Raw genomic sequence first — 19,752 nt, forward strand, 5'->3', positions numbered from 1 at the left:
ACAGCGTTCCTCCCTCCCCGTCGGCCACGGCGACACCCGCAACCGCCGAGGCACAACGCACGCCCGCACGCGTCACGTTGGTCACCGGTGACAAGGTGACGGTGACTCAGGGTCCGAAGGGCACCGCGCCCGCGGTGGAGGTCGAGCGCGCGCCGGGGGCCACGGGCTCGGTGCGCGTCGCCACCGAGGGCGGGGACACCTACGTGTTCCCCGACGAGGCGGTGGCGTACATCGCGAAGGGGCTGCTCGACAAGCAACTCTTCAACGTCACACAGCTGATGGCCCAGGGTTACGACGACGCGCACCTCAGCGCGCTCCCCCTGATCGTCACCCGCACCGAGGGCTCCGCCACCCTCACGTCCCGCTCCTCGGCGCTGCCGGGGGCCGAGACCACGCGCAGCCTTCCCTCGGTCCGCGGCGAGGCGGTCCGCACCCGGCGGTCGAAGGCGGCGGACTTCTGGTCGGCCCTCACCGGCACCGCGCGGGCCGACGCCGAAAAGGCCGCGGCGGCACCGCGGTTCGCCGCCGGCGTCGACAAGGTGTGGCTCGACGGCAAGGCGAAGGCGACGCTCGCCGACACCACGGCGCAGGTCGGGGCACCCGCCGCCTGGGCCGCGGGTGGCACGGGGGCCGGGGTGCGGGTGGCCGTCCTCGACACCGGGGTGGACGCCACCCATCCGGACCTGGTGGACCGCGTCGTGGCGTCCCGCAGCTTCGTCCCGGACGGGAACGTCGTCGACCGGAACGGGCACGGCACCCACACGGCGTCCACCGTCGCCGGGACGGGCGCCGCCTCCGGCGGCAAGGAGCAGGGGGTCGCCCCCGGCGCCGACCTGCTGGTGGGCAAGGTCCTGGACGACAGCGGATCCGGGACCATTTCGGGGATCATCGCCGGTATGGAGTGGGCGGCGCGGACCGAGCACGCCAAGGTGGTCAGCATGAGCCTGGGCGTCAGCGGCTGGCACACCCAGGACGATCCGCTGAGCCAGGCGGTCAACCGGCTGAGCGCCGAGACGGGTGCGCTGTTCGTCATCGCCGCGGGCAACGACGGGCCCGGTGCCTACAGCGTGGCAGCGCCGGGGACGGCGGACGCCGCGCTCACCGTCGGCGCGGTGGACGCGTCCGACCACGTCGCCGAGTTCTCCAGCGCGGGACCCCGGATGAACGACGACGCCATCAAGCCCGACATGACCGCCCCCGGCGTGGACGTGCTGGCGGCGCGCTCGCAGTACATGGAGTGGGGCGAGGGCTTCTACCGGGTCGACAGCGGCACGTCCATGGCCACGCCCCATGTGGCCGGGGCGGCCGTCCTCCTGGCGCAGAAGCACCCGCGGTGGACGGGCCGGCAGATCAAGGACGCCCTGATGGGCACCAGCGTGCCGACCCCCGACTACAGCCCCTACCGGGCGGGCACCGGCCGGCTGAACGTGGCCGCCGCCTACAACCAGGACCAGGTCATCGCGACCGGGTCGGTCGACGCGGGGCTGGTGCGGTGGTCGCCCGGTGCGCAGCGGCAGCCGGTCAAGCGGCAGATCACCTACACCAACACCACCGACCGCCCGATCACCTTGCAGCTCTCCGTCGACCGCGGCGACTCCCCCGCACAGGTGTTCGCGTTGTCCGGCGGCCGGGTCACGGTGCCGGCGAACGGCACCGCCACCGCCGAGGTCGTGGTGGATCCGAAGGGCCTCGCGGCGGGTCAGTACGCCGCCCGGGTCACGGCACGCCACGCGGGCGGTGAAGTCCACACGGCGGTCGGGGTCTCCGTGGAGTCCGAGAAGTACGACCTCACCATCCGCCTGAAGGACCGCTCCGGCCGGCCCGCGAGCGGTGAGGTCGAGATCAGGAGCGCCGACGGCGGCTCCACCTACCTGTGGGTTCCCGACGGGTCGCTGACCAGCCGCTGGGCGCCCGGTTCCTACATGGTCGCGTCGCTGGCGGACGTGCAGGGACTCCACGGGCCCCACTCCCTCGGGCTCGCGGTACTGACGGCCCCCGAGATCGAGCTCACCGGCGACCGTTCCGTGGTGCTCGACGCCTCCCGGGCCCGCCAGGTCAAGGTGGCGACACCGCAGCCGACCAGCGTGGTGAGCAGCAGGATCGACCTGTACCGCTCCTTCACCTCCGGCACTCCGACCCCCGGCGACGGGAGCGCCCTGCGCGAGCGGATCTGGCCCTCGGCGACGTACGACAGCCTGTGGGCGCTGCCGACCAAGGACAAGGTGCGCAAGGGCAGCTTCGTCTTCACCACCAGGATCCGCGCCGAGCAGCGGCCCCTGGAGATCACCTACCGGGGCCACCACCTCGACGACCCCCTCGTGCAGCCCGGTTCCCGGCCGCTGCGGGACGGCACCTCGCGCCTGGACGCCGTCTTCGCCGGCACCGGAACGCGGGCCGAGTACGCCGGCGTGTCCGCCCGCGGCCGGGCCGTGGTGGTCCGCGACAGCGACGCCGTGACCCCCGCCGATCAGGCCGCGGCGGCGCGCGCCGCCGGTGCGGCACTGCTCCTGGTGGTCAACGACCGTGAGGGCCGCGGCAGCGACTGGTACGGCGACCCCGACAAGGTGACGACCGGACAGCTCCCGGTCGCCTCGCTGTCCCTGGACGAAGGGGAGGCGCTGATCAAGGAGGCCACCGCCGCGGGCAGGAAGGGCGTGCGGCTGGCGGTCGAGGCGCATCCCGCGCCGAAGTACCTGTACGACCTGGTCGACCAGCACCTCGGAGGGATTCCGGCGGATCCCTCCGCCAGGACGGACGCCCGCAGCCTCGCGCGCGTCGACGTCGACTTCACCCCGCCTCCCGGACGGCAGGTCACCGAGTCGCGGCTGGACTTCCCGTCGTACGACTATCCGCCGTACAACGGGTTCTCGCCCAACGCGCTCCCCGCTGAGGCGGTCGCCCCCGGGCGGCGCACCGACTGGGTCACCGCCGGCGTCACGTGGCAGCAGAACGCGGCGCTGGACGGCTGGGGCAGCTCGTCGACGGACCTGGTGACCTACCGGGCGGGCAGTGTGCAGGGGGACCGCTGGTTCGGGCCGATCACCCGGCCCCGCATGGTCACCTCCGACCTCCCCTACCGGGGCGAGAACGCGATGAGCGCCTACATCCAGGGGTTCGGCGACGCGGGTTCGGCGCACAGCGGCGGGTCGCGCATGTACCAGGCGATCTCCTTCTACCAGGGCGACCGGCAACTGTCCCACATGGAGGGCTTCCCCTGGTTCGGCGTCGGTGACCTGGCGCCGGAGAAGCTCCCGTACCGGCTGGTCGTCGACACCAAGGGCGACACCGGGCTCAGCCCCTACTCCACCGCCACCCACACCGAGTGGCGCTTCAGCTCGGGCGCCCCGGAGGGTGTGCAGGCCGTCCCGTTGGTGCAGTTGGACTACGGCACGGCACTGGACGCCGAGGGCCGGGCGCAGCGCAGGACGGAACTCTCCGTCACTCCGGTGGTGCTCGGCAGCTCGGCCGCCGGGGACGCGGTCTCCGCGGTCCGGCTCGAGGTCTCCTACGACGACGGGACGACCTGGCTGCGGCAGGGGCTCAAACAGAAGAAGGGCACCTGGCAGGCGGCTCTGAACGCACCGCACCGGGCCGGCTACGTGTCGATCCGCGTCACCGCCGAGCAGCGCAACGGCGGCGGAGTCACCCAGACCGTCACCCGGGCCTTCGGCCTGAAGTGACACCGTGAGGGGCCGGTGCCCGGCACGACATCGTGCCGGGCACCGGCCCTTTCGCGCGCCCGAAGCCAGCGATCTTGCGTAGAGCACTCAATAAATTGCGTTCCCTCCGAGTGTGCGCCACGCCGACGCCGGCTCATCCGGCGACCGTCCGGAGGGTCTACCAGGGTCTATGCCGTCATGACCGATAGACCCACCCGCGCAAGTGCTCCGCAAGTGACGCAAGCACGGCTCGGGCTCAACTACCCCTGAATTACAAGCTGTTGACAAATCCGAGACGTACGAGAAACCTAATGACGCAGTTTCCGCAAGAAGTTGACTGGCTGACTCAATTGGCGTGCATGGCCGGCTCTCACGTCGGGACGGTCCCCTTCGGTCCCCGCTTCCCCTGCTTCTGCTGCTTCTTCTGGTTCCTCCTCGCCCGGCTGCCGCGCTCCCCGCCCCCCACCGAATAGAGGACCCCATGCATTGGAGACCCCTCGGCCGACGGTCGCTGTCCGCCGCCGCCCTGGCCGGGCTCATGACGGTCGGGCTGTTACCGATCTCCGCCACCGCCCAGGCAGCCCCCACGGCCTCGGACGCTGCCGCTGCCGCTGCCGCTGCCGCTGCCGACGTCAACCTCGCCCTCGGCCGCCCTGCCACCGCCGGTGGTTCCCTCGGCGCATACCCGGCCGGGAACACCACCGACGGCGCCCAGGCCTCCTACTGGGAGGGCCCGGCCGGCTCCTTCCCCCAGTGGGTGCAGGTCGACCTCGGCGCCACCCGTGCCGTCGACCGGATCGTGCTCAAACTGCCGTCCGGCTGGGAGACCCGGACGCAGACGCTCTCCCTGCAGAGCAGCACCGACGGATCCTCGTTCACCACGCTCTCCGCCTCCGCCGGCCGGGTGTTCAACCCGGCCCAGGCCAACACCGTCGCCGTGGACCTGAGCTCGCCCGTCAACGGCCGGTACGTCCGCGTCAACGTCACCGGCAACACAGGCTGGAACGCCGCGCAGCTGTCCGAGCTGGAGGTGTACGGAGACGACGGCGGCAGCACCGACCCGCCGCCCACCGGCACCAACCTGGCGCGCAACAAGCCGGTCGAGGCCACGTCGTCGACGCAGACCTACGTCGCCGCCAACGCCACCGACGACTCCACCTCCACCTACTGGGAGGCGGCCGGCCACCCGGCTGACCTCACCGTGAAGCTGGGCTCCGCAGCGGACGTCACCGCCGTAGTGGTCAAGCTCAACCCGGACCCGGTGTGGGGCGCCAGGACCCAGGGCATCCAGGTGCTGGGCCGCGGGGCGTCCGACACCGGCTTCACCTCACTGCGCGACCGCGCGGACTACGCCTTCAGCCCGGGAACGGGCAACGCGGTGACCATCCCGGTCAGCGGCCGCTGGGCCGACGTGCGCCTGCGGTTCTCCTCCAACACCGGCGCGCCCGGCGGGCAGGTCGCCGAGTTCCAGGTCGTCGGCACCGCGGCACCCGCGCCCGACCTCACCGTCACGGGCCTCACCTGGTCACCGGCCGCCCCGTCGGAGCGGGACCCGGTCACCGTGAACGCCGGGGTGCGCAACGCCGGCACCGCGCGCTCGGCCGCGACGACCGTGGACGTCAACGTGGAGGGCACGGTCGCCGGCAGCGCCGACGTGCCCGCCCTCGACCCGGGTGCGTCCGCCACCGTCGCCGTCTCCACCGGCACCCGCGCGGCCGGGAGCTACGCCGTCTCCGCGGTGGTCGACCCGCGCAACACGGTCGCCGAGCTGGACGACACCAACAACAGCCGGAACGCCGCGGACCGGCTGGTCGTCAGCCAGGCCCCCGGCCCCGACCTCGAGGTGACCTCGATCGCCACGAACCCGGCGAATCCGGCCGTGGGCGCGTCCGTCTCCTTCACCGTCGCCGTGCACAACCGCGGCATCACCGCCGCCGCGGCAGGTTCGGTGACCCGGCTCCAGGCCGGCACCACCACGCTCAACGGAACGACCGGTCAGGTCGCGGCCGGTGCCACGGTCACCGTGGCGATCAGCGGGACCTGGACGGCGACCGCCGGCGGGGCCACGCTCACCGCCACCGCGGACGCCACCGGAGTCGTCACCGAGACCAACGAGAACAACAACGTGCTCGCCAAGTCCCTCGTCGTCGGACGCGGCGCCGCCCTGCCGTACACCGAGTACGAGGCCGAGGACGGCCGCTACCAGGGCACCCTGCTCACCGCCGACGCCAAGCGGACCTTCGGGCACACGAACTTCGCCACCGAGTCCTCGGGCCGCAAGTCCGTCCGCCTCGACTCGGGCGGCCAGTACGTCGAGTTCACCTCCACCACGTCCACCAACTCCATCGTGGTGCGCAACTCCATCCCCGACTCCTCCGCCGGCGGCGGAGCCGACGCCACCATCAGCCTGTACGCCGACGGCACGTTCGTGCAGAAGCTGAACCTGTCCTCCAAGCACAGCTGGCTGTACGGCAGCACCGACGACCCGGAGGGGCTGACCAACCGGCCGGGCGGCGACGCGCGGCGGCTGTTCGACGAGGCGCACGCGCTGCTGTCGGGCACGTACCCGCAGGGCACCACGTTCCGTCTGCAGCGTGACGCAGGCGACTCGGCGGCCTACTACGTCATCGACCTGATCGACCTGGAGCAGGTGGCTCCCCCGCTGAGCAAGCCGGCCAACTGCACCTCGATCACCGAGTACGGGGCCGTCCCCGGCGACGGGCTCGACGACACCGACGCCATCCAGCGGGCGGTCACCGCCGACCAGAACGGCCAGATCCCCTGCGTGTGGATCCCGGCCGGGCAGTGGCGGCAGGAGCAGAAGATCCTCACCGACGACCCGCTCAACCGCGGCCAGTACAACCAGGTGGGCATCAAGGACGTCACCATCCGCGGCGCGGGCATGTGGCACTCCCAGCTCTACACCCTGACCCCGCCGCAGAACGCCGGGGGCATCAACCACCCGCACGAGGGCAACTTCGGCTTCGACATCGACGGCAACACCCAGATCTCCGACATCGCCATCTTCGGCTCGGGCACCATCCGCGGCGGCGACGGCAACGCCGAGGGCGGCGTCGGCCTCAACGGGCGCTTCGGCAAGGACACGAAGATCACCAACGTGTGGATCGAGCACGCCAACGTCGGCGTCTGGGTCGGCCGTGACTACTCCAACATCCCCGAGCTGTGGGGCCCCGGCGACGGGCTGGAGTTCACCGGCGTCCGGATCCGCGACACCTACGCCGACGGCATCAACTTCGCCAACGGCACCCGCAACTCCACCGTCTACAACTCCTCGTTCCGCAACACCGGCGACGACGCGCTGGCGGTGTGGGCCAGCAAGTACGTCAAGGACACCTCCGTCGACGTCGGCCACGACAACCACTTCCGCAACAACACCATCCAGCTGCCCTGGCGGGCCAACGGCATCGCGGTCTACGGCGGCTACGGCAACACCATCGAGAACAACATCGTCTCCGACACGATGAACTACCCGGGCATCATGCTCGCCACCGACCACGACCCGATCCCCTTCTCCGGTCAGACCACCATCTCGGGCAACGCCCTGTACCGGACGGGCGGCGCGTTCTGGGGCGAGGCGCAGGAGTTCGGCGCCATCACGCTCTTCGCCCAGGGCACGGACATCCCGGGCGTGACCATCCGGGACACCGAGATCCACGACTCGACCTACGACGGCATCCAGTTCAAGACGGGCGGCGGCTCCATGCCCGGCGTCAAGGTCACCGACGTCCGCATCGACAACTCCGTGGGCGGCTCCGGCATCCTCGCGATGAGCGGCGCCCGCGGCAGTGCCACCCTGACCAACGTCACGATCACGAACTCGGCCCAGGGCAGCGTACTGATCGAGCCCGGTTCCCAGTTCACCATCACCGGATCGCCGAACGGCGCGTCCGCGGCACGCAGGTCCGTCTGAAACCGGCGGGGTCCCCGGCTCACCGCGAGCCGGGGACCCCGCACCGCCGCACCGCCGCACCGCACGCCCTGCGGTGCGGCGGTGCGGCGGTTCAGCCGTCCAGCGCCGCCTTGCGGAGCTCGGGGGCCGGCGCGGCCTCTGCGTCGCCCGACGCGGCGCGGGCGGCCGGGATGGCCATGGCGACGAGCGCGGCGACCAGCGCGATGCCGCAGCCGATCACCAGCCCGGTGCGGAAGCCGTTCTCGGAGGTGAAGGTGTAGCCGCCCACGGTCGTGGTCATCTGGGAGAGGACGACACCGATCACGGCGGCGCCCACCGAGGTGCCGAGCGAACGCATCAGGGCGTTGAAGCCGTTGGCGGCGGCCGTCTCCGACAGCGGGACCGAACCCATGATCAGGGCGGGCATCGATCCGTACGCGAGTCCCACGCCGCTGTTGACGACCATGACCGCCAGCATCAGACCCCAGGCGGAGCCCGTCAGCACCAGCGACAGGCCGTACCCGGCGGCGAGGACCAGGGCGCCGCACATCAGGGTGAACTTGGGGCCGCGGGCATTGGTCAGCTTGCCGCCCAGGGGAGAGACGATCATCATCATGATGCCGCCCGGCAGGAGCCACAGACCCGCCGCGAGCATGGACTGGCCGAGGCCGTAGCCGGTCGCCTTCGGGAACTGCAGCAGCTGCGGGACGACCAGCATCCCGGCGTACATGCCGAAGCCCACGAAGACCGAGGCCAGGTTGGTGATCAGCACCCGGGGCCGGGCCGTGGTCCGCAGGTCGACCAGCGGGTCGCGGGTGCGCAGTTCCCACCAGCCCCAGCCGGCCAGCACGACGACGGCGGCACCGAACAGGCCGAGCGTGGTCGCCGAACCCCAGCCCCAGTCGGCTCCCTTGGAGACGGCGAGCAGCAGGCAGACCAGTCCGACGCCGAGGCCGAGCGCGCCGGGCACGTCGAAGCGCTGGCCCTTGGCGCCGGCGGGAACCTCGGGGATGAAGAACCAGATCAGCACCGCGACGACGGCGGCCAGGCCCGCGGAGCCCCAGAAGAGCACGCGCCAGTCGGCGTACTGGGCGATCGCGGCGGCGATCGGCAGGCCCAGGCCGCCGCCGATGCCCATGGAGGCGCTGACCAGGGCGATGGAGGAGCTGAGCTTCTCCGCGGGGACCACGTCACGGAGCAGGGCGATGCCGAGCGGCACCATGCCCATGCCCATGCCCTGCAGACCCCGTCCGACGATCATCGGCGTGACGGAGGACGACAGGGCGCACACCACCGAGCCCGCCACGAGCGGCACCGAGCAGACGACCAGCATGCGCCGTTTGCCCACCAGGTCGCCGAGGCGCCCGAAGACGGGCACGCACACGGCCGCCACCAGAAGGGTGGCGGTGATCACCCAGGCGGCGTTCGAGGACGAGGTGTGCAGGATCTGGGGCAGCTCCGTCAGCAGCGGGGTGACGAGCGTCTGCATGATCGCGGCGGTGATGCCGGCGAGGGCCAGCGTGGCGACCACGCCCCCTGCACGGGCGGTGGGTTGTGGGGCGTTCATGACGGCACTCCTCGCCTGACGGTCCTGCATTCGGGATCGATGTGCATCGTACATAGGAAGTGCATCGCGCACATGATGTGGCTGGTGCACGCGCTGTGCGAGGATGACAGCGGGCGCCGCACACGCACCCCGGCGGCCCGGCGGACGGCAGGAGGCGGAAGACGTATGGGCAGGTCCACCCACGAGGTCGAGTACGAGCAGATGCTCCTCAGCCGCCACGAACTGCTGCGCCACCGGTCCGGCGCCCTGGACCGCAGCGCCTACATCCTCCTCAGCCGCATCCGGGTCCAGGGGCCCATGTCGATCGGCGAGCTGAGCGAGGCCTTCGCGCTCGACGCCTCGACCCTCAACCGGCAGACCGCCGCGGCGATGCGCGCCGGGCTCGTGGAACGCATCCCCGACCCGGAGGGCGGAATGGCGCGCAAGTTCCGCATCACCCCCCAGGGCGCCCGCATGCTGGACGAGGAGCGCGACGCCATCATCGGCGGCCTGGACAAGGTCATGGCCGACTGGCCGGACCAGGACATCGCCGCCTTCGCCTCCTACCTCAGGCGCTTCAACACCGACATCGAACGCCTCGCCGGACGGCCCTGGCCCCGCCCCTGAACCGCCTGGCGCCCGGCCGGCGGTCCGCCAACCCACCTCACCGGCACGATATTTGACGGGTCAAGCACTCCTCGATTTACTTGACGCAGCAATCACTTCTGCGACCGGTCCGGCTCGCCCGCGCCGCCACCCGCGGAAGTACCCGTCATTCCTTGGAGGTTGTGCAATGGGACGTCTACCGGGCCGCGCCGCACTCGTCACCGGTTCGACGAGCGGCATCGGCCGTGCGGTCGCGGAAGCCCTGGCACGCGAGGGTGCCACCGTCGTGGTCACCGGGCGCAGCGCGGAGCGCGGTGCCGGGGTCGTCGAGGCGATCACGGCGCAGGGGGGCCGCGCGCACTTCGTCCAGGCCGATCTGGCGGTGGGCGGTACGGAGGTCCGGCGGCTGGCGCAGGAGGCGTCGACGGCCGCGGGCGGGCCGATCGACATCCTGGTGAACAACGCCGCCTACCTGGTCCCGCCGCAGTCGATGACGGAGGCGACCGAGGAGCAGATCGACGAGGCGCTGGCGGTCAACGTCAAGGTCCCGTTCCTGCTCGCGGCCGCGCTGGTGCCCGCCATGGTGGAGCGCGGCTCCGGATCGGTGATCAACGTGGGGTCGATCAACGGCGTCGTCGGCATGGACTTCGCCGCGCTCTACGGGGCCACCAAGGCCGGTCTGCACTCGCTGACGAAGTCCTGGGCGGTCGAGCTGGCCTCCAAGGGGGTGCGGGTCAACACCGTCGCCCCCGGCCCCACCGTCACCGAGGCCAACGAGGTCTACCGCACCCTGCTGGAGAAGCTCGCCCGGAACTACCCCGCCAAGCGGCCGGGCACCGCCCAGGAGGTAGCCGCCGCGGTGGTCTTCCTCGCCGGCGACGACGCCGCGCACATCCACGGCGCCACCCTCCCGATCGACGGCGGCGCCCTCGCCCTCTGAGGCGGACACACAGGCCCCGCCCCGGCCCCACCTGCGGTTTCGCGGGTGGGGCCGTGTCGTCGCCACCGCCGGCGACATCTGACTTTCATTGTTAAATCCAGATGCTAGCCTGGAACGGCGGGCCCCGAAGGGCCACGTGCTCGAGCTGTGTCCGGTGCCCTGCCGAGAGGGCGTGCCGCAAAGGAAAGCCGTATGGACATCAAGGGATCCGTCGCCCTGGTGACGGGAGCCAACCGAGGGATCGGGCGCGCGTTCGCCCGGGCGCTCCTGGAGCAGGGCGCGGCCAAGGTCTACGCCGGCGTCCGCGACCCGAAGAGCGTGACCGATCCGGACCTCGTCCCGCTGCGGCTGGACGTGACGGACGAGGCGCAGATAGCCGCGGCCGCCGAGGCGGCGGGCGACGTCTCCGTCCTGGTCAACAACGCCGGCATCGGCGGCGCGACCACCGGGCTGCTGTCGGGCGGCCTCGACGGCGCGCGGCAGGCGATGGAGGTCAACTACTTCGGCACGTGGGCGGTGTCCCGGGCCTTCGCCCCGGTGCTGGCCCGCAACGGCGGCGGGGCGCTGGTGAACATGCTGTCGCTGGCCTCCTGGGTCGGGCAGCCGCAGTTCCCCGGTTACGCCGCGTCCAAGGCCGCGCAGTGGTCGCTGACGGACGCCCTGCGCAAGGGCCTGCACGACCAGGGCACCCTGGTCGTGGGTGTGCACTGCGGATTCGTGGACACCGACCTGAGCGCATGGACGGACGCGCCGAAGATCAGCGCCGCCAGCGTGGCGGAACTGACCATGGAGGCCCTGACGCACGACCGGTTCGAGGTCCTCGCCGACGAGCAGACGCGAAGCGTCAAGGCCGCCCTGTCCCAGCCCCCGGCCGTGGGGCCCGCAGCCTGATCCGGCCGGCCCCGGTCCCGCCGCGCGGCGGGACCGGGGCCGCCCTTCGACCAAGCCGACACCTCCTCATCTGACCGACTCCGACGTGGAGATGGCGCAGACGAACGGATTGTCAGGGATTCCCTGACGCCCTAGGTTGTCAGGGAATCCCTGACAACCTAGGAGTGAGCCGTGCCCACCTCTGACATCCAGGACGAATTCACCCGGTGCTCCTTCTGCGGCAAGCCCGACCGCGAGGTCGAGAAGCTGGTCGCGGGCGCCGGTGTGCAGATCTGCAACGAATGCGTGGCGCTGTCCGCATCGATCATCGAAGGCAGTCTGGGCACCCCGCCGGGGGCTCCCCTGCCGCTCTGGGCGTCGCTGACCGACGCGGAGATGCTGGGCCACATCCCGCGCGTCGCCGCGCACATCGACCAGGCCGAGGCCGATCTGCGCTCATGGGTGCAGGAACTGCGGCGCCGCGGTGTCACCTGGACCCGGATCGGCGAAGCCCTCGGGATCACCCGGCAGTCCGCGTGGGAACGGTTCTCCGGCGAGGAGTGACCGGCGCCGCCCCCTTCTGCCCGACCACGCGACGACCGACGCGTTCGGAATAGAACGCTCCGGATGAACGTAATAAGGATGTAAAAGTCGCTGGTCAAGAGCGCGCCGTCCGCAGGGGTGGGGTGCGGGTCGCCTGGGAGGCAGGAGTGGGCATACGGCGGACGACCCTTCCGGGCATCGGCACGCAGTACGACGTGACCACGCGGACCGGGCGGAACCTGTCGGTGGTGGTCCACCAGGACGGACGGAGGTTCCTCGGTTTCTACGAGGCCGACGATCCCGACGCGTGCGGGATGTCGGTCCCGCTGGAGGCCGACGAGGCCGCAGGGCTGGCACGGTTGCTGGACCCGACACCGCTGGAGGCGGTGCGGACGGAGGGCATCGGGCTGGTCACCGAACAGATCCCGGTGGACTCCAGGTCGCCGTACGCGGGACGGCCGCTGGGTGACACCCGCGCCCGGACGCTGACCGGGGCCTCCGTCGTGGCAGTGATGCGGCGGACCACCGCACACCCGTCTCCCGGGCCGGACTTCCGGCTGGCGATCGGGGACACGCTCGTGGTCGTCGGCACGCGTGAGGGCGTGGACGCACTGGCCGCGATCGTGGCGGGGCAGTGACGATGCACGACACCACCGCGCTGCTCATCGAGCTCGGCGCCGTCATCCTCGGGCTGGGCCTCATCGGGCGCTTCGCCGGCCGGATGGGGCTGTCGCCCGTCCCGCTCTACCTGCTGGCCGGACTGGCCTTCGGGCACGGCGGCATCGTGCCGCTGTCGGCGAGCGAGGACTTCATCTCCGTGGGGGCCGAGATCGGCGTGGTCCTGCTGCTCCTGCTGCTCGGCCTGGAGTACAGCGCGTCGGAACTGGTCACCAATCTGCGCGGGCAGTACCCGTCGGGGGTCGTGGACCTCGTCCTCAACGCGGTACCCGGCGCGGTGGCGGCGCTGTTGCTGGGGTGGGGGCCGGTGGCCGCCGTAGCGCTGGCCGGGGTCACCTGGATCTCCTCGTCCGGTGTCATCGCGAAGGTGCTCACCGACCTCGGCCGGCTTGGCAACCGCGAGACGCCCGTGGTGCTCGGCGTCCTCGTCATCGAGGACCTGGCCATGGCGGTCTATCTGCCGCTGCTGACCACCCTGCTGGCGGGCCTGGGCCTGGCGGCCGGGGGCGTGACGCTGGCGATCGCCCTCGGCACCGTGGGCACGGTGCTGTACCTGGCGTTGCGCCACGGCCGGCTGCTCAGCAAGGCGGTCTCCTCCGACAACCCCGAGATGCTCCTGCTGGTCGTGCTCGGCCTGGCGCTGGTGGTGGCGGGCATCACCCAGAAACTGCAGGTGTCGGCGGCCGTCGGGGCGTTCCTGGTGGGCATCGCCCTGTCCGGTGAGGTCGCGGCGGGAGCGGGACGTCTGCTGACGCCGTTGCGCGATCTGTTCGCCGCCGTCTTCTTCGTGTTCTTCGGGCTGTCCACCGATCCGGCGGCGATCCCGCCCGTGCTGCTTCCGGCGCTGGCCCTGGCGCTGGTCACCACGGGAACCAAGATCGTCACCGGTTGGTACGCCGCCCGGCGGGCGGGCATCCATGCGCGGGGCAGGCTGCGGGCGGGTGGCGCGCTCGTCGCACGCGGGGAGTTCTCCATCGTCATCGCGGGCCTCGCCGTCGCCACGCAGCCCCGTATCGGGCCCCTGGCCACCGCGTACGTCCTGATCCTGGTCGTCGTCGGGCCCCTGGCGGCCCGCTACACCGAACCCGCGGTCACCGCGCTCGGCCGGCGGCTGCGGCGTGACGCCTTCACGCAGCCGCTGCCGGGGGCCGTCGAGGCGTTCGAGGTGACGCCGCCCGAGGACTCCCCCGCCCGGCGGTGACGGCGGTCATCTCCATCAGAGATGACAGATATCGTGATGCATCTTCCTCACCAGGGAAGCAATCGTCGGGTGCGGGCGCTGCAGCATTCATCCGAGCGGCGCGAGAAGTTGCTCGGCCGCCACTCACCCGCCCGAACCGCACCACCGGTTCCCGACACGAGAAGGTCCTCGTGTCCCCTCCCCGCACGACCAGGTCCGTGCGTCGTCCGGCGCCCGCCGGGGCCGCCCACGGCGTTCCGGGATGGCTGGTCGGGCTGCTGGCCGTCGCCTCCGGGCTGACCGTCGCCAACCTCTACTACGCCCAGCCGCTCCTGGCGTCGCTGAGCACGATCTTCCACCTCGGTCCGGCAGCGGCCGGCACTTTGATCACGGTGACCCAGATCGGCTACGTGGTCGGCATGGTCTTCCTGGTCCCGCTCGGGGACCGGCTGGAGAAGCGCCGGCTGGTCACCGCGCTGCTGACCGTCACCACGGTCTCCTTGGCGGTGGCGGGTTTCGCCACGAGCTTCCCGATGCTGCTCGTCGCGTCCCTGGTCAGCGGTGCCACCTCCGTCGTCGCGCAGATCCTGGTGCCGTTCGCGGCGAGCCTCGCGCCCGACCGCGCCCGCGGCCGCATCGTCGGGACGGTGATGAGCGGACTGCTCGCCGGGATCCTGCTGTCCCGCACCGTCAGCAGCCTGGTCTCCGACCTCGCGGGCTGGCGCTACGTCTACCTCGGCTCCGCGGTCCTGATGGCGCTCCTGGCCCTGGCGCTGCGCGCCGCCCTGCCGCAGCACGCCCCGACGACCTCCCTGTCGTACGGGCGGGTCCTGCGTTCGACGGTGCAGTTGGTGCGGACGCATCCGGCGCTGCGACGCCGGGGGCTGTACCAGGCGGCCATGTTCGGCGCGTTCAGCGTCTTCTGGACCCCCGTCTCCTTCCTCCTCACCGGCCCGTTCCACTACTCGCCGATCGGCGTCGCGGTCTTCGCGCTCGTGGGCGCGGCGGGTGCCGCGGTGGCACCGCTGGCGGGCCGCTGGGCGGACCGCGGCCTCGTCCGCCCGGTCACGGGGATCGCCCTCGGCGTCGCGGCCGTGGCCTTCGCCGTCGCGGGCTTCGGGCAGCACAGCATCATCCTGATCGCCTTCGCCGCGGTCCTCATCGACATGGCCGTGCAGACCTCGCTCATCCTCGGGCAGCACACGATCTACCAGCTCGACGCCGCCGCGCGGTCGCGGCTGAACAGCGCCTTCATCGCGATCTTCTTCGTGGGAGGCGCGCTCGGATCGCAACTCGGGGCGCTGGCCTACCACGCGGACGGCTGGACGGCGGTCAGCGTCCTCGGTGCCGCGCTGCCCCTGATCGGCCTCGGCTACTGGGCGACGGAGCGTCGCGCCGCCCGCAAGGACGCGGAGGCCGCGACCGCGCAGGCCCCCTCCCGGTAAGGGGTCCTGCAGACTCCACGAGATGACCATTCGTCAGGCGTGGCCTTCGGATCCTTGGTCCGGGGCCGCGAGGCGGCGGAGTTCCCTGCGTGTCCGTGCCATGCCACCGACCACGGTGATGAGTTGTCGCGCCCGCACCCGTCACACGTACGACGGGACACGACGAGACGGAAGGATGACGTGATGAGTGCGGACACGCGGCTGGAGGAGCTGGGCGGGAGCGGTCTCGGCGAGGTCGACGAGCCGGCGTTCCCGGGGCTGGCGGAGCGGCACCGGCGGGAGCTGCACGTGCACTGCTACCGGATGCTCGGGTCGTTCGAGGACGCCGAGGACACCGTGCAGGAGACGTTCCTGCGTGCCTGGCGACGCCGGGAGACCTTCGAGGGGCGGTCGACGTTCCGCGCCTGGCTGTACCGGATCGCCACCAACGCCTGCCTGGACCTGCTCGCCAAGCGCCGCCCGGAGCCCGCGACCGGCGGCGAGGTGCTGTGGTTGCAGCCCTACCCGGACCGGCTGCTCGACGAACTGCCCGCGGCCGACGCCGACGAGCCGGAGACCGTCGCCGTCGCGCGGGAGACGATCGAGCTGGCGTACCTCGTCGCCGTCCAGCACCTCGCGCCGCGCCCGCGCGCCGTACTCATCCTGCGCGACGTGCTCGGCTGGCCGGCGAAGGACGTCGCGGAACTCCTCGGCGACTCCGTCAACTCCGTCAACAGCGCGTTGCAACGGGCCCGCGCCGGCATGCGGGAGCACCTGCCCGCCGAGCGGCAGGACTGGAGCGGCGGCGCCGAGGACTCCGGGACACGCGAGCTGGTACGCCGCTTCACCGACGCCAGCGTGGCCGCGGACGTCGACCGGCTCGCCGGCATGCTCCGTGACGACGTCCGCTGCTCGATGCCGCCGACGCCGGGCCTGTCCCTGGGCCGCGACGCGGTGGTGACCGGCTGGATCGAGGACGGCTTCGAAGGCATGCGGGGACTGCGCGGCGTCCCCACGTCGGTGAACCGGCAGCCCGCCGTCGCCTTCTACCTCTGGAACGAGCGCGAGGGCGCTTACCTGCCGTTGACGCTCGACGTCCTGCGCGTCACCGGCGGGGTGATCACCGAGCTCGTCGTCTTCCACGCCGACCGGTTCCCGCGGCTCGGGCTGCCGGAGCGCCTGCCGGCGGACGGCACGGAGTAGCCCCGGTGCGGACGCTCGCGCTGCGCGGTGGTACTCGTGTCGCGATGGTCGCCGCGCGATGGTGCGACGCCTTCGGCGTCGTCACCCGCGGGCGAGTGCAGCTGGAGCTGCGCGACGGCGAGCCCCGGCCGGTCCTCGGACGCGACGCCGGACTCTGGCTTCGCGGCACCGGCGTCCGCGCCCTGCGCAACCCCGGCCGTCGCACGGGGAGGGTGCGCATCGTCACCCCCAAGGCCGTGACCGTCACATGCCGGTCACCACACCCCGTACGCCGGTCACCGGATCAAGGAGGAACGACATGAACACCATGAAGGGCACACCGGGGTCGTCGCAGGCCCGGCATCGGGCCGGACCAGCCACACCCACCGACTCCGCAGGCTCGCCGGCACCGGCCTCATCGCCACGCTCGCAGCGATGGTGGCCACCACCCTCGCCGCTGCGCTTGCCCAGGCCGTCGGCGTCGGCTTCGAGGTCCCCGATGGTGGCGAGACGATCCCGTTGCCCGGGTTCGCCGTGGTGACCGGCTTCTTCTCGGTCGTGGGCGTCGTCATTGCCGTCGCTCTTCTTCGTCGGAGCGCTCACCCCGCCAGGCGATTCGTGTGGACGGCAGTGCCGCTGACCGCGATCTCGCTGGTCCCGCCCCTCCTGTCCGGGGCGGACACCGCCACCACCACCGCCCTCATCGGGCTGCACCTCGTCCCTGCGACGGTGATGATCCCCACCCTGGCGCGGAGCCTGCGCACCCGGACCGATTGACGATCCCGCAACGGAGCAACGCGCAGCGCAAGGGCGTGCGCGAGCGCACCAACGTGGGTCGAACAGGTTCGCGGCGCACCCCGGCGATCACCCCCACGTGGCCTGCTCTCCGCGTACGATCACCCGATGGCCGACATGACCGAAACCACGCCCGGCTGGCTGTCTCCGGACGACCTGGAGCTGACCCGCGCACGCATGCCGATCCTGTACGTCGACGCCGTGCCCGTGCGGGTCGACGACAGCGGGGAGGTGACACACATCGGTCTCCTCCTGCGCATCGGACCGGACGGGAACGTCAGCCGCGCCCTCGTCTCCGGGCGGGTGCTCCACCACGAACGTGTCCGCGAGGCGCTCATCCGCCACCTGGAGAAGGACCTCGGGCCCATGGCCCTGCCCCGCATCCCGGTCTCGCCGCAGCCCTTCACCATCGCCGAGTACTTCCCGACACAGGGTGTGACACCCTTCCACGACCCCCGGCAGCACGCGGTGTCCCTGGCCTACGTCGTCCCCGTGGCGGGCGACTGCCACCCCCGGCAGGACGCCCTCGACCTGGTGTGGTTCACCCCGCAGGAGGCGTCCTCGCCGCAGTTGCAGCAGGAGATGCAGGGCGGGCAGGGCGTCCTGCTACGGCAGGCCCTCGCCCACGTCGGCTGCCTCACCTGAGGTCCGTGGCGGCCCGGGCGGTCCACTGCCCGCGCCGCCACACGCACGAAGGACCACCGCGCGGATACGGGCGCGCTCCAGCGGGTACGGGCACGCTCAAGGGGGGCCGGCACCGGTTGCCGGCACACACCGATCCGCGCGGGCCCCGGCCGCCGCCCGGCCACAGGAGCCCCGTCCGGGAGGCACCCTGATGAAGCTGTCGTTCCTGCAACCGCTGTTCGACCGGCCGGGCCCGTGGGCGAGCGCCTACCTGGACACCTCCCGGGACGTCGCGGATCCCGACCGCGTCATCGCACGGCGCTGGCGGCACCTGCGTGACGACCTCACCGCCCACGGCGCCGACCCCGCCACCGTCCACGCCCTGCACGCCGCGGTGGGCATGGACGACGACCTGCCCGGACGGCACGGCCAGGCCCTGTTCGCCACCCGTGGGGAACTGGTGCTCGCCGCGGAGCTGCCCGAACCACCCGTGCACGACACCGCCGACCTCGACGACCTGCCCGACGCCCTGCCCCTGGTGGTGCAGCGCGCCCCGGACCTCCCCTACCTGGCGCTGTTCGTCGGCCGCACCGAGGACGGCGGCGGCATCCAGGTCGCCGCCCAGACGGAGCGCTGGCCGGCCGGACGCATCGACACGGATCCGGCCGTCCGGCAGACCGTCCCGGCGGAGGACTGGCAGCGGACCGCGCCCCGGCTCGCCGGGGACCTGACCGACCTCGCCGACCGCGGCGCCGCCGAGGTGCTCGTGCTGGGCCGCGATCCCGGTGACCCCCGGACCGCCGGTGTCCTGGTCGACCACATGCCGGAACGCCTGGGCAACGCCCTCGTCACGGTCGGCACCCGCAACCCCGGCGGCGCTCCCGACCGGGCCCTGCTGGAGGAGCACCTCGCCCGCGAGCTCGGCGGCCGCCTCAACGCCGCTGACCAGGCCCGCCTGGAGGCGTATCTGATGCAGCGCGCCCAGGACCGCGCCGCCTGCGAGGGCACCGCAGCCGTCGTCGCGGCGCTGGGGCGCGCGGACGCCGAGGCCGTCCTCGTCAACGATCCCCCGCCGCTCCCCGGGCACCTGCCGGCAGGGCCCGGGGAACCCGCCGGAGCGGCCCTGCTGCGTGCCGCGGCGTGTACCGGTGCCGAGCTGGTGGTCGTGCCCCGCGGCACCCTCGCCCTGGACGACGGGGTCGGTGTCCTGCTGCGCCGCGGCGACCCCGGCGCGTAGCCCCGGCCTGCGGAATCGTCGGTGACCCGCCCGTGTTGTACCGATAGGTACAACGAGAGGGATGGGATGGATACCGTCGACGCAGGGCAGCGGCCGGGCCGGCAGTCCCTGCCGGCCCAAACAGACAGCTGGGCGCTCTGCTACCGGCCCGAAGCCCCCGCAGAAGCCCGCAAACTCACCAAGGAAGCTCTGCACCGCTGGAACGTGCCGGCAGCCGCTGCCGACGAGATCCTGCTGGTCGTCTCGGAGCTCGTCACCAACGCCTTCGAATACGCCCGTCCGCCCATCGTGCTCCACCTGGACCGCGACCGGAGCACCGGGCAGGTCCGCGTGGAGGTCACCGACGGCGGACCGGCCGCCTCCATCGGGGAATGGGCCGCCAGCTGCGGCGACTGCGAACACGGCCGGGGCATGACCATCGTGGACCAGGTGGCCTCGGCGCACGGCGACCGCTGGGAGACCGGCCGCGCCACGCACTGGGCCGAACTCGCTCCGGCCGCCTGACCCGGCGGCGTCGTACGGCGCGGGGTCCGGACCGGACCCCGCGCCCGCGTACGC

15 protein-coding genes are annotated in these 19,752 nt (G+C 72.2%); 14 read left to right on the forward strand and 1 reads right to left on the reverse strand.

Annotation, left to right across the window (positions count from 1 at the left end; all coding sequences use genetic code 11):
* Positions 1-101: 101 nt before the first annotated feature.
* A complete protein-coding gene (locus tag AC1VWI_RS01335; protein ID WP_499509007.1) occupies positions 102-3,680 on the forward strand; it encodes a S8 family serine peptidase in 3,579 nt (1,192 codons plus the stop codon).
* 460 nt (positions 3,681-4,140) lie between these two features.
* Entirely contained in the window at positions 4,141-7,590 is a 3,450-nt protein-coding gene (locus AC1VWI_RS01340; RefSeq protein WP_499509008.1) for a CARDB domain-containing protein, read from the forward strand.
* A 91-nt stretch (positions 7,591-7,681) separates the two neighbouring features.
* Here AC1VWI_RS01340 and AC1VWI_RS01345 read toward each other — a convergent pair whose 3' ends face one another.
* Positions 7,682-9,136, reverse strand: coding sequence for an MFS transporter (locus tag AC1VWI_RS01345; RefSeq protein WP_499509009.1), 1,455 nt, complete (start codon positions 9,134-9,136; stop codon positions 7,682-7,684).
* A gap of 165 nt (positions 9,137-9,301) precedes the next feature.
* Between AC1VWI_RS01345 and AC1VWI_RS01350 the strand changes: the two genes are divergently transcribed.
* The 12 genes from AC1VWI_RS01350 to AC1VWI_RS01405 all read left to right on the forward strand — a co-directional run bounded on the left by AC1VWI_RS01350 (position 9,302) and on the right by AC1VWI_RS01405 (position 19,698).
* Positions 9,302-9,742 carry a MarR family winged helix-turn-helix transcriptional regulator gene (locus tag AC1VWI_RS01350; protein WP_499509010.1) on the forward strand — a complete coding sequence of 147 codons (441 nt, stop codon included), beginning with the start codon at positions 9,302-9,304 and terminating at the stop codon, positions 9,740-9,742.
* A gap of 166 nt (positions 9,743-9,908) precedes the next feature.
* Complete coding sequence (locus AC1VWI_RS01355) at positions 9,909-10,661, forward strand: SDR family NAD(P)-dependent oxidoreductase (protein WP_499509011.1); 753 nt, start codon at positions 9,909-9,911, stop codon at positions 10,659-10,661.
* Positions 10,662-10,853: 192 nt separating this feature from the next.
* Positions 10,854-11,552 (forward strand): SDR family oxidoreductase, encoded by a 699-nt coding sequence (locus AC1VWI_RS01360; RefSeq protein WP_499509012.1) that lies wholly within the window; start codon positions 10,854-10,856, stop codon positions 11,550-11,552.
* A gap of 171 nt (positions 11,553-11,723) precedes the next feature.
* Entirely contained in the window at positions 11,724-12,095 is a 372-nt protein-coding gene (locus AC1VWI_RS01365; RefSeq protein ID WP_499509013.1) for a ClpX C4-type zinc finger protein, read from the forward strand.
* 146 nt (positions 12,096-12,241) lie between these two features.
* The gene (locus AC1VWI_RS01370) at positions 12,242-12,712 is read left to right on the forward strand and encodes a cation:proton antiporter regulatory subunit (protein ID WP_499509014.1); all 471 of its coding nucleotides are present in this window, start codon (positions 12,242-12,244) and stop codon (positions 12,710-12,712) included.
* A gap of 2 nt (positions 12,713-12,714) precedes the next feature.
* Positions 12,715-13,953, forward strand: coding sequence for a cation:proton antiporter (locus AC1VWI_RS01375; protein ID WP_499509015.1), 1,239 nt, complete (start codon positions 12,715-12,717; stop codon positions 13,951-13,953).
* A gap of 197 nt (positions 13,954-14,150) precedes the next feature.
* Positions 14,151-15,377 (forward strand): MFS transporter, encoded by a 1,227-nt coding sequence (locus AC1VWI_RS01380; RefSeq protein ID WP_499509016.1) that lies wholly within the window; start codon positions 14,151-14,153, stop codon positions 15,375-15,377.
* A gap of 183 nt (positions 15,378-15,560) precedes the next feature.
* Positions 15,561-16,559 (forward strand): RNA polymerase subunit sigma-70, encoded by a 999-nt coding sequence (locus tag AC1VWI_RS01385; RefSeq protein WP_499509017.1) that lies wholly within the window; start codon positions 15,561-15,563, stop codon positions 16,557-16,559.
* 414 nt (positions 16,560-16,973) lie between these two features.
* On the forward strand, positions 16,974-17,315 hold the full coding sequence (locus AC1VWI_RS01390; protein ID WP_499509018.1) for a DUF6069 family protein: 342 nt from the start codon (positions 16,974-16,976) through the stop codon (positions 17,313-17,315).
* Positions 17,316-17,441: 126 nt separating this feature from the next.
* Positions 17,442-17,978 carry an NUDIX hydrolase family protein gene (locus AC1VWI_RS01395; RefSeq protein ID WP_499509019.1) on the forward strand — a complete coding sequence of 179 codons (537 nt, stop codon included), beginning with the start codon at positions 17,442-17,444 and terminating at the stop codon, positions 17,976-17,978.
* Between the two features lie 190 nt (positions 17,979-18,168).
* Complete coding sequence (locus AC1VWI_RS01400; protein ID WP_499509020.1) at positions 18,169-19,194, forward strand: baeRF2 domain-containing protein; 1,026 nt, start codon at positions 18,169-18,171, stop codon at positions 19,192-19,194.
* Between the two features lie 66 nt (positions 19,195-19,260).
* Complete coding sequence (locus tag AC1VWI_RS01405) at positions 19,261-19,698, forward strand: ATP-binding protein (protein ID WP_499509021.1); 438 nt, start codon at positions 19,261-19,263, stop codon at positions 19,696-19,698.
* Positions 19,699-19,752: the final 54 nt, after the last annotated feature.

It is taken from the genome of Streptomyces sp. TOM-9 (assembly GCF_056858595.1).

Bases quoted from the DNA above. Each gene is read 5' to 3' on its own strand.
- AC1VWI_RS01340 (WP_499509008.1), top strand. From the start codon at position 4,141: ATGCATTGGAGACCCCTCGGCCGACGGTCGCTGTCCGCCGCCGCCCTG.
- AC1VWI_RS01345 (WP_499509009.1), bottom strand. From the start codon at position 9,136: ATGAACGCCCCACAACCCACCGCCCGTGCAGGGGGCGTGGTCGCCACG.
- AC1VWI_RS01350 (WP_499509010.1), top strand. From the start codon at position 9,302: ATGGGCAGGTCCACCCACGAGGTCGAGTACGAGCAGATGCTCCTCAGC.
- AC1VWI_RS01355 (WP_499509011.1), top strand. From the start codon at position 9,909: ATGGGACGTCTACCGGGCCGCGCCGCACTCGTCACCGGTTCGACGAGC.
- AC1VWI_RS01360 (WP_499509012.1), top strand. From the start codon at position 10,854: ATGGACATCAAGGGATCCGTCGCCCTGGTGACGGGAGCCAACCGAGGG.
- AC1VWI_RS01375 (WP_499509015.1), top strand. From the start codon at position 12,715: ATGCACGACACCACCGCGCTGCTCATCGAGCTCGGCGCCGTCATCCTC.
- AC1VWI_RS01385 (WP_499509017.1), top strand. From the start codon at position 15,561: ATGAGTGCGGACACGCGGCTGGAGGAGCTGGGCGGGAGCGGTCTCGGC.
- AC1VWI_RS01390 (WP_499509018.1), top strand. From the start codon at position 16,974: ATGGTGGCCACCACCCTCGCCGCTGCGCTTGCCCAGGCCGTCGGCGTC.
- AC1VWI_RS01395 (WP_499509019.1), top strand. From the start codon at position 17,442: ATGGCCGACATGACCGAAACCACGCCCGGCTGGCTGTCTCCGGACGAC.
- AC1VWI_RS01400 (WP_499509020.1), top strand. From the start codon at position 18,169: ATGAAGCTGTCGTTCCTGCAACCGCTGTTCGACCGGCCGGGCCCGTGG.
- AC1VWI_RS01405 (WP_499509021.1), top strand. From the start codon at position 19,261: ATGGATACCGTCGACGCAGGGCAGCGGCCGGGCCGGCAGTCCCTGCCG.